Below are 14,451 nucleotides of genomic sequence, written 5' to 3'. Positions count from 1 at the left end.
CTGTGAGCGTACGAGTACTGGTTGCCAGCCGAAATGCCAAGAAGCTGAAGGAACTTCACCGGGTGCTCGACGCCGCTGGAGTAAGCGGAATCGAACTGGTCGGGCTCGACGAGGTCCCGCCGTTCCCCGAAGCCCCCGAGACCGGAGCGACGTTCGAGGAGAATGCGCTCGCCAAAGCGCGTGACGGAGCAGCTGCAACCGGAATGCCCTGCATCGCAGACGATTCCGGTGTCGAGATCGACGCACTCAACGGTATGCCCGGCGTGCTGTCCGCGCGATGGTCGGGCAATCACGGAAACGACGGCGCCAACACGGCTCTGGTCCTGGCTCAGCTGGGAGACGTGCCGGACGAGCGTCGAGGCGCGGCGTTCGTCTCCGCCTGTGCACTGGTGATCCCCGGCGGCGACGAGACCGTCGTGCGCGGCGAATGGCGCGGGGTGATCGGCCGCGAACCAGCCGGCGACGGCGGCTTTGGATACGACCCCATCTTCCGTCCGGACGGCGACACCCGCTCGGCCGCAGAACTCACCCCGGCCGAGAAGGATGCGGCGTCACATCGAGGGCGCGCGCTCGTACAGCTCGTTCCGGCTCTGGCGACACTGGCCGGCTGAACCGAATCCGAAAAGTAGAGCCCTGAACGCGTCTGCGTTCAGGGCTCTACTTTTCGGAACACTCAGAGCTGGTAAGCCTGCTTCACCTGGGCGGTTCGCTTGTGCTCGAACACGAACGACAGGAACGGGATCGTGCCGGCGAGCGCGGTGGCAACCGTCGTACCGGGCTTCCACCGGGCCTTGATCGCCAAGTCGATCGTGAATACGAGATAGAGCATGTAGAACAGGCCGTGGATCTGGCCGATGTAGAACAACCACGACGGTGCGTCCGCCGAATTGTCGAGAATCAGGTACTTGTAGACCATCTCACCGGTCAGGAACAGCAGCCAGAGGCCGGTGATCCAGGCGAGAACGCGGTATCGGACCAGCGCCGACGCAACCTTCTTCTGCTTTTCTGCGTTGACTGCGGGGGTAGCGATGCTCGCTTCCGAACCGGTACTCACGTCGTGCTCCTATCGGACTCGCGAGCGGCGAGCTGCGCAAGGTAGTCGTTGTATTCCAGCATTTGGCGGGCTTCAGGGTCGTCGACGTCGAGGTTCACATCGTCGAACTCGGCCTGCGGGCGTTGCGGCAAGAGGTCGGCGGGAATCTCACGCGGCTCCGCGGCGGCTTCCTCGGCTTCGGCCTCTTCGGGGTCCACGTCTTCGAGCTGAACGAACTTGCGGTACGCGTACACGACAAACGCCGCGAACAGCGGCCACTGGAACGCGTACCCGAGATTCTGTCCCGAGCCTCCGACGGCTTCGAAGCGCTCCCACTGCCACCAGCCGAGCGCGAGGCAGCCGGCAGCTGACACGATGACCAGCAGAATCAGCGCAGGTCGGCGTTTAGTAGCGTTCTTGGACACACTAAGACGGTACCTGAGAGCTATAGTGCCTCGCCCTGCGATCTCCGACACGGTGTCGTAGGAGCCGCGCCACGGCGTGTCGTAGGAGCCGTGCCACGGCGTGTCGTAGGAGCCGTGCCACGGCGTGTCGTAGGAGCCGTGCCACGGCGTGTCGTAGAGGCCGTCCCGCAGCACCTGTGCGCTATGCCCATCCTCACCCGCAACGCCAGGGCACTGAACACATTCTCCCGGCTGTGCTGCATCGATAACCTCGGCGCGTATCCGAAAGCAGGGGAGTGTTTCATGCACATCAGAGTGATTCGCCCGGTCATCGACACCACACTGACTCCGGCGGTGACAGCCGAGGTGGAGCACTGGGCGGCGCCCGGTACGACGGTCGACGTCGTGTCACTGCTCTCTGGCACGGCGAGCATCGAGTCCGAGTACGACGAGGCACTTGCCGGCCCCGGGATCGTGCAGCGGGTCGAGGAGGCGGCAGCCGACGGCGTCGACGGTGTGTTCATCACGTGTTTCGCCGATCCCGGAGTGCATGCCGCCCGAGAGGTCATCGACGCTCCGGTGGTCGGCGGCTTCGAGCCGTCATTTCTGACAGCGATGAGTCTGGGCGATCGCGTCGGTGTCGTGACCATCCTGCCGAATGTCGTGCCGATGCTCCGATCGCTCACTCGGCGGTATGGACTCGATAGTCGGCTGGGCAGTATTCGAGTCGTGGACATGCCGGTGCTGGGCCTCACCGATCGGGAGGAACTGATCGATCGACTGGCCGCACAGGCGTCTACGGCAGTGGAGAACGGTGACGCCGACTCCGTCGTTCTCGGTTGCACCGGCATGCTCGGTGTGACCGCCGCAGTCCGAGACAGGCTGCATGGCAAAGGGATTCATGTTCCGGTTGTGGACCCGACGGCAGCGGCGATCACATGGTTGGAGAGCTCGGTCCGTCTGGGGCTGACACCGAGTCGGACGACGTACATGACTCCACCGGTCAAGGATCGAAAGCGCTGACCTTGCTCACGAGAACCGAAAAAGCCCCGCCGGATCAGATCCGGCGGGGCTCTTCGTTGTGCGCGAGGGGGGACTTGAACCCCCACGTCCTGAGACACTGGAACCTAAATCCAGCGCGTCTGCCAATTCCGCCACTCGCGCGCGGAATTCAAAGGATACGCGAGTGGAATCGCTCGCGGGCACACCACCCTGGTCGGGATGCGCCCGCCCGCTCTCAGGCCGTTTCGGCGAGTGGATCCGCTGCGGGCGGCATGGTGGATTTCTTCGATCGGCGAGGTTGCTCGGCCGTGCGTTGATACCGCCACGCAGCGTGGGTGAGTGTCCGAACATCGACATCGAGATGTTCGGCAACCGCAACGAGCAACTCGGCTGCGTCGGTGCTCGACAACAATTTCTCGCTACTGCTTGCTTCGGTGGCGAACCGTGCAAGCAGGTCGATCGAAGTTACCGTCAACCTCCCGGACAGGAACATCAGTGTCTCGAAGGTCCTGGGGCCGAGGCCTGGAACGGAGACGACTGCCGAACGGAGGCCTTCGGTGTCCTCGACGTCGGCACCGCACCGGCAACCGGCGTCGGCGAGCGCTTTGGCCGCACGAGCCGCGCCTTCGGCTTTGGTGAAGTAGTTGCCCGGCACGCGCTGGCGATTGCCGAGAATCGTTGCGAGCTCGTCGCCACGGTCGGTGAAGGCGGCGAGAGCGGGCAAGCTGTCGAGGCGATCGTCGGCGGCTACCGAGCGGTGTGTGCGCCAACGGTCGACGACGGCGCGGACTCCGGTCTTCGGTGTTCCATAGGCGGCGCGCGACGAGAAGATCGCATCGAGAAGGGCGGCTTCGGACTCGCGCGGCCATCCCTGATTCCAATGCGGCCACGCCTCGCGCGGAAGCTCGGCGCCGATGAATTCGGCCGCTCTGACTACGTCTGTGTCTTTCATGATTTCTCCCCCCGAGAAGTTGTCCGGTGTGGACGCGCTGAACGTAGCGAGGGGGTCCGACAGATTGTGGCCCGGAACGCACGGGATCGACCGTCCGTCAAGGAGGTCACGAATTGGTAACAATAAATATGAGGGCTTCCTCAGGTTTCTGAAAATCCCGGTAACAGTCCCAGGCAGGGCGTTCGCGACCTACTCGCGAGTCACTTTCTCGAAGTCTCGTGAGGAAGATCACGGCCCCGAAAGTCCAGATTTCCAGGGTGCCGACAAACGTGAGGAAATCCTCATGATTCTGTGTAAACCTTGTCTTGCACGAACGCCCTGACTCCGTCGATTCTCTCGACGAATTCGCGAGCACTTCAGCCGGGCAGCACACCGCAAATCCCACCTCGCCGCAGAGGTGACCAGGAGAGGACGTACGCGTGACGATCGATGACACGACACCTACAGGAAACGGACGCGACTCGAAGGGTGGACGCCGTTTCGGCGTCGATGGGGGACAGTCCCGCACGACCAGCAAAGGTGCCCTCGTCGATTCGCTGAACAACGGCGTTTCCTACGCAATCGCTTTCGGTGGACAGGGCGCTCCCTGGCTCACCTCGCTCGAGGAGCTCAGCCGTGACAACGGCCTGGAGCCCGTTCTGACCGATCTGGTCAACGACGCAGCAGCACGCCTCGCGCCCGTCGCGCAGGATCTCCTCGTGGTTCGCCCGGTCGGATTCGATCCGATCGCGTGGATGCTCGAAGCCGAGATCGTCGACGAAGAAGAAGGTGAGAAGTCGGCCGGGCCTTCCGCTGCCGCGCTCACCGCAGCTCCGGTGTCACTCCCCGGCGTCTTCCTCACGCAGCTTGCGGCGTTGCGTGCACTCTCCGCTCAGGGTCTGGATGTAGCCGGTAACCCGCCGGCTGCCGTCATCGGCCACTCGCAGGGCCTTCTGGCCACGGCTGCCGTAGCCGCGCAGGGCAACGACGACGGTGAACTCCTCGCCGTCGCACAGCTCGTCGGTGCTGCTGCCAGCTTGGTCGGCCGTCGCCGCGGCGTCATCGCCGGCGCCTCCGCGAAGCCGATGGTTGCGGTCTCGGGCGTCGATCCCGAGCGTCTCGCGTCCATCGTCGCCGAGCTTGCCGAGGGTGTGGCGCCTGAGCGCGCGGCTGTCCTCGCCATCCGCAACGGCCGTCGCCGCGTCGTTCTCGCCGGGCCGCCCGCTCAGCTGGCACGCGTGCAAGAGCGTTGCGAGCAGATCGAAGCCGAGGAAGCCCGCGAGCGCGAGGGTAAGAAGCGTGGCGGTTCCGTCTTCGCGCCGTCCTTCGATCCGCTCGACACCGAAATCGGCTTCCATCACCCCGCATTGACCGAGGCCGTCGAACTCGTCGGCAGCTGGGCGACCCGTTGCGGTCTCGACGCGGACCGTGCGCGCGAACTTGCGCAGGGTGTCCTCGTCGATCCGGTTGACTGGGTCGAGGCTGTCGACGGCGCAATCTCCGCCGGCGCCAAGTGGATTCTCGATCTCGGACCCAGCGATCAGCTGACCCGTATGACGTCCTCTTCGCTGCGTGGACAGGGCATCGGCATCATCGCCGCAGCCACCCGCGGCGGACACCGCAATCTGCTCACCCCCGGTGCAGCACCTGAGGTCTCACGTTCGTGGTCCGAGTTCGCTCCGAAGCCCGTTGCGCTTCCCGGCGGCCGTATCGGCGTCGAGACCGCGTTCACGAAGCTGACCGGTCGTTCACCCATCCTGCTCGCAGGTATGACGCCGACGACGGTCGACGCCAAGATCGTTGCCGCGGCAGCCAATGCCGGTCACTGGGCCGAGCTTGCCGGTGGCGGGCAGGTCACCGAAGAAATCTTCGAAGACCGTGTCGCAGAGCTGAAGATGCTGCTCGAGCCGGGCCGCGCGGTCCAGTTCAACTCCCTGTTCCTCGACCCGTATCTGTGGAAGCTGCAACTCGGTGGCAAGCGCCTCGTGCAGCGTGCCCGTACCGCCGGTGCTCCCATCGACGGCGTCATCGTCACCGCCGGTATCCCGGAACTCGAAGAGGCCGTTGCCCTCATCGACGAGTTGTCCGAGATCGGCATCACCAACATTGCATTCAAGCCCGGCACCGTGGCGCAGATCCGCTCCGTGATCCGCATCGCCAACGAGGTTCCGAATTTCCCGGTCATCGTCCACATCGAAGGCGGCCGCGCCGGCGGACACCACTCGTGGGAAGACCTCGACGACCTGCTCCTCGACACGTACGCCGAGCTGCGTACACGCCCGAACCTGGTCATCTGCGTCGGTGGCGGCATCGGAACACCCGAGCGCGCAGCCGATTACCTGACCGGTCGCTGGTCTGCCGCAGCCGGTTTCCCGGCCATGCCCGTCGACGGCATCCTGGTCGGCACCGCAGCCATGGCGACTCTCGAGGCCACCACCTCTCCCGAGGTCAAGCAGCTCCTCGTCGACACACCCGGTACGCCGGACTGGGTCGGTGCAGGTACCGCTGAAGGCGGAATGGCCTCCGGCCGTAGCCAGCTCGGTGCCGACATCCACGAGATCGACAACGCGGCTTCGCGTACCGGGCGCCTCCTCGACGAGGTTGCCGGCGATTCCGAGGCAGTGGCCGAGCGCCGCGACGAGATCATCGCCGCCCTCGACGTCACCGCCAAGCCGTACTTCGGCGACGTCGAGACCATGACGTACGCACAGTGGCTGCGCCGCTACCTCGAGCTGACCGTCGGCATCGACGCGGCGAAGGAATTCGACTGCGGCGCCGATCTTCAGGACGCCATCGTCGAGGCGACGTCGAGCCCGTGGCTCGACATCACCTGGCGTGCTCGCTTCGGCGAGATGCTCCAGCGCACCGAGGCGCGTCTGCACCCGGTCGACCGCGGCCCGATCCCCACGCTGTTCGCTGACGCCGAGACCCTCGAGCGCCCCGAGGCTGCAATCTGCGCACTGCAGGCGTCGTACCCGGACTACTCGACCACCGTTCTGCATCCCGCAGACGTCTCGTTCTTCATCTCGTTGTGCAAGACGCCGGGCAAGCCGGTCAACTTCGTTCCCGTCGTCGACGGTGACGTGCGTCGTTGGTGGCGCAGCGACTCCCTGTGGCAGGCACACGACCCCCGCTACACCGCCGATCAGGTTTGCGTCATCCCCGGCACCGTTGCCGTCGCCGGCATCACCCGTGTCGACGAGCCGGTCGGTGACCTGCTCGATCGCTTCGAGAAGGCGACCTACGACGAATTGGTTGCTGCCGGAACCACTCCGGTGGCACTCGCGAGCCGTCGCCACCAGGATTCCGCACCCGGACTTCTCGACGCCGTTCTCTCGGCTCCTGACCTCCAGTGGGCCGGCCGCCTGACCCAGAACCCCGTCCGTCGTCTCGGCGACCTCGACGAGTGGAGTGCAGAGTCTGCCGACAAGGCAGTTCACGGCACCACCGGTTCCAGTCTGACCGTCGTCGATTCCTCGCACGTGCTGCTTTCGGTTCCGTTGGTGGCAGGCAAGTCCGTCGACATCGCGATCACGATCCCCGAGTCCGTCGTCGACGGCGGCGCTCCGGTTGTCACCGAAGCCGATGCCGAAGGTGCGATGTCCGCGCTCCTGGCAGTTGCTGCCGGACAGGAACTTCCGACAGTCAAGAACGGCAAGGCTCGCCTCAACGTCGCGTGGGTTCCCGATCGCATCGCCGATCACGCCGGTGTCACCGGTTCGGGTCTGCCCGCCACGCTCAGTGTCAGCGGCAAGGCTGTTCCGGACGTCGTCGTCGGAGCATGCTGGCCTGCAGTGTTCGCAGTCCTCGGCGCAGCCAAGCTCGATAGTATTTCCGTTATCGAAGGCATGCTCGACCTGGTCCACCTCGACCACACCGTCGACTTCGTCGGTGAACTTCCCTCCGAGACAAGCATTCTCGTGGTCAATGCCGAGGTCGCCTCGGTTCTCGACACCGACCTCGGTCGTGTCGTCGAGGTCAAGGTCGAGGTCGGTGCCATGCTCGGCGAGGGCCTCGACGCCCCCGCAGTCGTCACCATGACCGAGCGTTTCGCGATCCGCGGACGCACCGGTGCAGGCGAACTCGCCGACCCGGCTCGCGCCGGTGGATCGATCAGCGATGCGGCTGTCGACACCTCGCGGCGTCGTCGCCGTGACGCGAAGATCCTCGCGCCGGTCAGCATGGGCGCCTTCGCTCAGGTTTCCGGTGACCACAACCCGATTCACACCTCCGACAACGCCGCTCTGCTGGCCGGCCTCGGAACCCCGATCGTGCACGGCATGTGGCTCTCCGCCGCAGCGCAGCAGGTAGTCACCGCAGTCGACCCGGCCGAGACCCGCGTCCCGCCGCGCCGCCTGACCGCCTGGACAGCTCGCTTCCTCGGGATGGTTCGACCCGGCGCCGAGATCGACGTCCGTGTCGATCGTGTCGGTATCGACCAGGGCGCGGAAATCGTCGAGGTCGGCTGCCGCATCGACGGCGAACTGGTCATGGTCGCCACCGGCCGCACTGCCGCACCGAAGACCGTCTACGCCTTCCCCGGCCAGGGCATTCAGCGCCCGGGCATGGGCCTCGACGCTCGCGCACGCTCCAAGGCCGCCCGCGACGTCTGGGAGCGCGCGGACAAGCACACTCGTAAGGCGCTCGGATTCTCGATTCTCGCTGTCGTGCGAGACAACCCGGTGACCGTCAAGGCCCGTGGTGTCGAGCACAGGCATCCCGACGGTGTCCTGCACCTGACCCAGTTCACCCAGGTGGCCATGGCCGTTCTCGGTGTTGCCCAGGTTGCCGAGCTGCGCGAATCCGGAACCTTCATCGAGGATTCCCTTCTGGCCGGTCACTCGGTCGGTGAGTACAACGCACTCGCTGCTGTCGCCGAGGTTTTCCCGCTCGAAGCACTTCTCGAGGTCGTCTTCCAGCGTGGCTCCGCCATGCACCAGCTCGTTTCCCGTGACGAAGCCGGACGCTCCGACTACCGCATGGCCGCTATTCGCCCGTCGCAGATCGGTGTTTCCGACGACGACGTGCAGGGCTTCGTCGCCGGTGTCGCCGAGACCTCCGGTGAGTTCCTCGAAATCGTCAACCTGAACCTGCGCGGCAGCCAGTACGCCATTGCCGGTTCGGTAGCCGGTCTCGACGCACTCGAGGTCGAAATCGATCGTCGCCGAGCAGAATTCGGTGGCAAGCGGGCATACATCCAGGTTCCCGGCATCGACGTGCCGTTCCACTCCACCGTCCTTCGCGGTGGCGTGGCGGACTTCCGCGTGTGCCTGCAGGACTTGCTCCCGCACGACATCGATCCGGACATCCTGATCGGCCGCTACATCCCGAACCTGGTTCCGAAGCCGTTCTCGCTGCGTCGTGACTTCGTTCAGGAAATCGCCGACCTGGTGCCGTCCGAGCCGCTGCAGGAAGTCCTCGCAGACTTCGACAGCTACGCAACGCGCACTCACGAGTTGTCCCGCATCATCCTGATCGAGCTGCTGGCTTGGCAGTTCGCCAGCCCGGTCCGTTGGATCGAGACGCAGGACCTGCTCTTCGGTGACGAGTCCGAAGGTGGACTCGGGGTCGAACGCTTCGTCGAGATCGGTCTCGGCGCTGCCCCGACCGTTGCAAACCTCGCGTCGCAGACCCTCAAGCTGCCGGGCCGCTTCGGCTACCCGGTCGAGGTTCTCAACGTCGAGCGCGAAGCCGCGATCGTCTACGGCACCGACGTCGACCCCGCTGTCGATGACGACGACGAGATCGAAGCGCCTGCCGCGCAGGCTGCTCCGGCCGCCGCGGCCGCTGCTCCGGTTGCCGCTGCCGCGCCGGCTGCACCTTCGGGTGGACCGCGTCCGGACGACCTCACCTTCAAGGCGCCCGACGCCACGAAGGTCCTGATCAGCCTGTGGACCAAGCTCCGTCCCGATCAGGTCGGCCCCGCGGACACGATCGAGGCACTGTGCGACGGCGTTTCCTCGCGTCGCAACCAGCTTCTGGTCGACCTCGGCTCCGAGCTCTCCCTCGGTGCCATCGACGGGGCCGCAGACGCCGACATGGGCTCCCTGGGGGCAACCGTCGACAAGCTCGCCCGTACGTACAAGCCGTTCGGACCGGTGCTCTCCGATTCGATCAACGATCACCTACGCAAGGTCTTCGGCCCCTCGGGCAAGCGTCCCGGCTACATCGCCGACCGCGTCAAGAAGGTCTGGGAGCTGGGCGACGGCTGGGCACATCACGTCACCGCAGCAGTGGCTCTCGGTACCCGTGACGGCGCCAGCATCCGCGGCGGCGACCTCGGTGGCCTGAGCTCCGGCGCACTGGCCGACGCTGCAGCAGTGGACGCAGTCATCGACAGCGCAGTTGCCTCGGTCGGGTCTGCTCGCGGAGTCAGCGTCTCGTTGCCCGCTACCGGCGGCGGAAGCGGCGGAACCGTCGACGCAGCCGCGCTGGGTGAGTTCACCGAGAACATCACCGGTCGCAACGGCGTTCTGGCCTCGGCCGCACGCCTGGTACTCGAGCAGCTCGGACTGAACGAAGAAACGGCAGTCGCGACGGTCGAGGACACCGAACTGGTCGACCTGGTCTCGGCTGAACTCGGCTCCGACTGGCCGCGTCTGGTTGCTCCGGCATTCGACGCGCAGAAGGCCGTTCTGCTCGACGACCGCTGGGCAAGTGCGCGTGAGGATCTCGCTCGCATTTGGCTCGGTGACACCGCGTTGTCGGTCGAGAACTTCATCGGTGCCGGCTCCACCGTCGCCGCACAGGCGAAGTGGTGGGCCACCCGTGCGACCGACGAAGGCCGCACCGCACTCGCCGAGGTCTACACCCGCATCGCTGATGCGGCTGCTGCGGCAGAATCCGACGCACCCGAGTGGGCAGGCGCGGTCGCAGTAGTGACGGGCGCCAGCAAGGGCTCCATCGCGGCAGCGGTCACAGGCAAGCTCCTTGCCGGTGGCGCAACGGTATTCGTGACCACCTCGCGACTCGACGGTCAGCGTCTCGGCTTCTACCGCGACCTGTACCGCGAGAATGCTCGCGCCGGTGCCGCCCTCTGGGTGGTTCCCGCGAACATGGCGTCGTACACCGACGTCGACGCACTGATCGACTGGATCGGCAACGAAGCCACCGAGAACGCAGGCGGCGCAAAGAAGCTCATCAAGCCGGCCATGACGCCGACGATGCTCTTCCCGTTCGCAGCTCCCCGTGTCGGCGGCGAACTCTCCGACGCCGGCGCTCGCGCCGAAATGGAAATGCGCGTGCTGCTCTGGTCGGTGGAGCGCCTCATCGGCGGTCTGTCGAAGATCGGTTACGACAGCGACGTCGACACGCACCTGCACGTGGTGCTGCCCGGTTCGCCGAACCGCGGAACGTTCGGCGGCGACGGTGCTTACGGCGAGGCCAAGGCTTCGCTGATCGCCGTGGTCAACCGCTGGAAGGCCGAGCGCAACTGGGCCGAGCGGGTCACGTTGGCACACGCGGTCATCGGTTGGGTTCGCGGAACCGGACTCATGGGTCACAACGATCCGATCGTCGACGCGGTCGAAGCTGCGGGCGTCCGCACCTGGTCCACCCAGGAGATGGCGACCGAACTGCTGAAGACGGCAACCCGCGAGTCGCGGCGCGCTGCAGCAGAGGCCCCGCTCGAGGTCGACCTGACCGGCGGACTGTCCGAGGCCAACCTGGATCTGGGTGCTTTGGCCAAGGAAGCTGCCGAGGTTGCCGAGATCGCCGAAGCTGTCGACGAAGCAGTGGACGAGTCCAGCATCCTGGCGCTGCCCGCGCCGGCTCGCATCGACGACTCGGTCAAGGCTCCGAGCTGGCCCGAACTGGACGTCACCCCCGCGGACCTCGTGGTCATCGTGGGTGCCGGAGAGCTCGGACCCTACGGTTCCTCGCGTACCCGCTTCGAGATGGAGGTCGACGAGCAGCTCTCTGCCGCAGGCGTTCTCGAATTGGCGTGGAACACCGGACTCATCGTCTGGGAGAACGACCCCAAGCCGGGCTGGTACGACGTCGAATCCGGTGACCTGGTACCCGAGGCGGAAATCGCCGACAAGTACCACGACGCAGTCGTCGAGCGTTGCGGCATCCGTCGCTACGTCGACGAGGGCGCGATGATCGACAACACCGCTCCGCTGCTCACCTCCGTGTTCCTGGACAAGGATCTGAGCTTCGTGGTCGGCAGTGAGGCAGAGGCTCAGGCCTTCGTCGAATCCGATCCGGAGAACACGACGGCGACGGTTTCCGCCGAGTCCGGAGACTGGACGGTCACCCGCCGCGCAGGCACCGAGATCCGCGTCCCGCGCAAGATGAAGCTGACTCGCAGTGTCGGCGGCCAGATTCCGACCAACTTCGACGTCACCAAGTGGGGCATCCCCGCCGACATGGCAGATTCGGTCGACCGCGTCGGCCTCTGGAACATCGTCGCAACGGTGGACGCCTTCCTCACCGGCGGCTTCACTCCGAGCGAACTGCTCCGCTGGGTACACCCGAGCCTGGTCGCCAACACGCAGGGCACCGGCATGGGCGGCATGACCTCCATGAGGAGCCTGTACATCGACACGCTGCTCGGCGAGAACCGTCCGAACGACATCCTGCAGGAAGCGCTGCCGAACGTCATTGCAGCGCACGTCGTTCAGTCGTACGTCGGCGGTTACGGTGCGATGGTTCACCCCGTCGCCGCCTGCGCCACGGCAGCGGTATCCGTCGAAGAAGGCGTCGACAAGATCCGACTCGGCAAGGCGCAGTTGGTTGTTGCCGGCGGGTTCGACGATCTGAGCACGGAAGGCATCATCGGCTTCGGCGACATGTCGGCCACTGCCAAGACCGAGGACATGCATGCCAAGGGCATCGAGGATCGCCGCTTCTCGCGGGCCAACGATCGTCGCCGCGGCGGATTCGTCGAGTCGGCCGGTGGCGGAACGATTCTCCTCGCTCGCGGTGACCTGGCACTCGAGATGGGTCTTCCCGTCCTCGGTGTGGTCGCCTGGGCCGGATCGTTCGCCGACGGTGTCCACACCTCGATCCCGGCACCGGGACTCGGAGCACTGGGCGCCGGACGTGGGGGAGCGGATTCGCAGCTCGCACTCTCGCTCAACGCACTCGGCGTGAGCGCCGACGACATCGCCGTGATCTCCAAGCACGACACCTCCACTGCCGCCAATGATCCCAACGAGGCAGAGCTGCACGAGCGGCTCGCCGGGGCATTGGGACGCAGTGAAGGCGCGCCGATGTTCGTGGTCTCGCAGAAGAGCCTGACCGGTCACGCCAAGGGTGGTGCCGCAGCCTTCCAGCTGATCGGGCTCTGCCAGGTACTGAGCCAGGGCATCGTCCCGCCGAACCGCAGTCTCGACTGCGTCGACGACAAGATGGCCGAATTCGAGCACCTCGTGTGGGCACGTCAGCCGCTCAAGTTCGGTGAGCATCTTCCGCTGCGCGCGGGCCTGCTGACCAGCCTCGGCTTCGGTCACGTCTCCGGACTGATCGCAGTCGTGCACCCGCAGGCATTCGTCGAGTCGGTTCCGGCCGACAAGCGTGACGCCTATGTTGCTGCGGCCCAGCAGCGGACGATCGACGGTCAGCGTCGCCTCGCGAAGGCGATGTGCGGTGGCGACAGCCTCTACGAGCGCCCGGCGGATCGTCGCCTCGGTGCCGACGGAACGCCGGCCAAGGCGTCGCGTCAGCTCGAAGCGGACATGCTGCTGAGCGAGGACGCACGACTCGGCGCAGACCAGGTGTACCGCTCGAATCTGCCCGGCTGCAAGTAGTAGTCACGGTATGGGAGTTCTGGGTATCGGTTTCGACCTCGTGACGGTGTCGGAGTTCGCCGAGCAATTGAACAGGCCGGGAACGGCAATGCTCGACAACTTCACACCGGGCGAGCGTCGAGACGCCGCTACCCGGAGCTCCGAACCGGCACGACATTTCGCCGCCCGGTGGGCTGCGAAGGAAGCAGTGATCAAGGCATGGTCAACTGCTCTCTTCGCCGGCCCACCGGTGCTGGGGGAAATGATCCACAATCAGATCGAGGTCGTCTCGGACGCCTGGGGGCGCCCCGGCATCCGGCTTCGCGGTGACGTGGCCAAACACCTGACCGGAGTGAAGATTCATATTTCGCTCACGCACGACGGGGACATGGCGGGCGCTTTCGCGGTCATCGAATCCGACCCGGAGTAGCACTGCCGCACACGAAAGAGCCGGTCTCCCAAGGGGAGACCGGCTCTTTGTCGTTCGACTAGTCCTTCGTGCGGGATTCCTTCTCGGCGACGAGGAGATACGCGATCATCAACCTTTTCAGTTCGGCGACGGCGTCGGCATGCGACTGACCGTCCTGAACCGAGAAATTGAGCATCGAATACACCACGTGGACAAGAACTTCCGCCATCATCAGGCGACGATCTCGCCGCGTACGAGGCGTCAACGGGCCGAGCATTTTCGCTACGGTCTCGGCGAACTGCTTTTCGTGAATGACTCCGGTTGCCCGCGTGGACGGCGTCGACTGCATCGCCAGCCAGACCTCGCGGCGCGACGGATCAGACGTCCACAGCCCGGCCATGTGATCGACGAAACTGTTCAGGAACCGCAACCAGTCGAGCGAGGGTACTTCGCCGCCGAACTGAGCAAGCTCGTGCTGGACCCCGACGAGGTCCTGGCGGTTCAATTCGCACACGATGACGTACTTGTTCGCGAAGAACTGGTAAAGCGTCCCAATCGGGACGTCAGCACGTGCCGCGACTTCTTCACAGGTGAACGATTCGAAACCGACATCGGTGAGGAGTTCCCGTGACGCAGCCAGGAGTGCGTCGAATTTACGCTGGCTGCGCTCTTGCGTCGGACGCTTGCGCGGCAGCAGTTCCTGCGGTTCTTCGAGGCTCTGGGGATTCTCCAGTGCTGGGTCGACTCGTCGCCGCGCGCGGTGACGAGTCGTGGGCTGCACGTCTTCCAGGCTATCGGTGTTTTCTGTCGAATTTGGGACTTGTGCATTATCCGGTGTCATCGGCCACCTACTTCGGCGGTCGTGATCGGTCGAAACGCACCGCGCAGGTGCGCGCACACGAGTCCCGATGCTGTTGCCACACCTCGATACTAGGTGACCA

8 protein-coding genes and 1 tRNA gene are annotated in these 14,451 nt (G+C 65.4%); 4 read left to right on the top strand and 5 right to left on the bottom strand.

The window, feature by feature from the left end; genetic code table 11:
* The first annotated feature begins 2 nt into the window (after window positions 1-2).
* The gene (gene rdgB / locus A0W34_RS18605; RefSeq protein WP_081558068.1) at window positions 3-611 is read left to right on the top strand and encodes an RdgB/HAM1 family non-canonical purine NTP pyrophosphatase; all 609 of its coding nucleotides are present in this window, start codon (window positions 3-5) and stop codon (window positions 609-611) included.
* A 62-nt stretch (window positions 612-673) separates the two neighbouring features.
* Here rdgB and A0W34_RS18600 read toward each other — a convergent pair whose 3' ends face one another.
* Window positions 674-1,054: a DUF3817 domain-containing protein gene (locus A0W34_RS18600; protein ID WP_003945334.1), complete on the bottom strand. Its 381-nt coding sequence runs from the start codon at window positions 1,052-1,054 to the stop codon at window positions 674-676.
* The gene (locus A0W34_RS18595) at window positions 1,051-1,458 is read right to left on the bottom strand and encodes a hypothetical protein (protein ID WP_021333455.1); all 408 of its coding nucleotides are present in this window, start codon (window positions 1,456-1,458) and stop codon (window positions 1,051-1,053) included. Before A0W34_RS18595 ends, A0W34_RS18600 begins: the two co-directional genes overlap by 4 nt.
* A 282-nt stretch (window positions 1,459-1,740) precedes the next feature.
* Here A0W34_RS18595 and A0W34_RS18590 point away from each other — a divergent pair, with 282 nt between their 5' ends.
* Window positions 1,741-2,460 (top strand): aspartate/glutamate racemase family protein, encoded by a 720-nt coding sequence (locus tag A0W34_RS18590; RefSeq protein WP_064689268.1) that lies wholly within the window; start codon window positions 1,741-1,743, stop codon window positions 2,458-2,460.
* A 59-nt stretch (window positions 2,461-2,519) separates the two neighbouring features.
* On the opposite strand, the gene A0W34_RS18585 is transcribed toward A0W34_RS18590, so the two are convergent.
* Both A0W34_RS18585 and A0W34_RS18580 read right to left on the bottom strand, forming a co-directional pair.
* Window positions 2,520-2,601 (bottom strand) — tRNA-Leu (locus A0W34_RS18585).
* Between the two features lie 73 nt (window positions 2,602-2,674).
* Entirely contained in the window at window positions 2,675-3,391 is a 717-nt protein-coding gene (locus A0W34_RS18580) for a hypothetical protein (RefSeq protein WP_064689267.1), read from the bottom strand.
* 419 nt (window positions 3,392-3,810) lie between these two features.
* Here A0W34_RS18580 and A0W34_RS18575 point away from each other — a divergent pair, with 419 nt between their 5' ends.
* Window positions 3,811-13,122: a type I polyketide synthase gene (locus A0W34_RS18575; RefSeq protein ID WP_081558067.1), complete on the top strand. Its 9,312-nt coding sequence runs from the start codon at window positions 3,811-3,813 to the stop codon at window positions 13,120-13,122.
* Between the two features lie 10 nt (window positions 13,123-13,132).
* Window positions 13,133-13,531, top strand: coding sequence for a holo-ACP synthase AcpS (gene acpS / locus A0W34_RS18570; RefSeq protein WP_003945362.1), 399 nt, complete (start codon window positions 13,133-13,135; stop codon window positions 13,529-13,531).
* 58 nt (window positions 13,532-13,589) lie between these two features.
* On the opposite strand, the gene A0W34_RS18565 is transcribed toward acpS, so the two are convergent.
* The gene (locus tag A0W34_RS18565) at window positions 13,590-14,291 is read right to left on the bottom strand and encodes a TetR family transcriptional regulator (protein ID WP_003945379.1); all 702 of its coding nucleotides are present in this window, start codon (window positions 14,289-14,291) and stop codon (window positions 13,590-13,592) included.
* Window positions 14,292-14,451: the final 160 nt, after the last annotated feature.

This window comes from Rhodococcus sp. BH4, from assembly GCF_002079265.1.
Taxonomy (GTDB): Bacteria; Actinomycetota; Actinomycetes; order Mycobacteriales; family Mycobacteriaceae; genus Rhodococcus_F; species Rhodococcus_F qingshengii.
The sequence above is the reverse complement of the archived record's forward strand: the minus strand, read 5'-3'. Positions and strand labels throughout refer to the sequence as shown.

What these genes read in the sequence shown, in the direction of transcription:
- A0W34_RS18580 (WP_064689267.1), bottom strand. Translation starts at nt 3,391, where the DNA reads ATGAAAGACACAGACGTAGTCAGAGCGGCCGAATTCATCGGCGCCGAG.
- A0W34_RS18590 (WP_064689268.1), top strand. Translation starts at nt 1,741, where the DNA reads ATGCACATCAGAGTGATTCGCCCGGTCATCGACACCACACTGACTCCG.
- acpS (WP_003945362.1), top strand. Translation starts at nt 13,133, where the DNA reads ATGGGAGTTCTGGGTATCGGTTTCGACCTCGTGACGGTGTCGGAGTTC.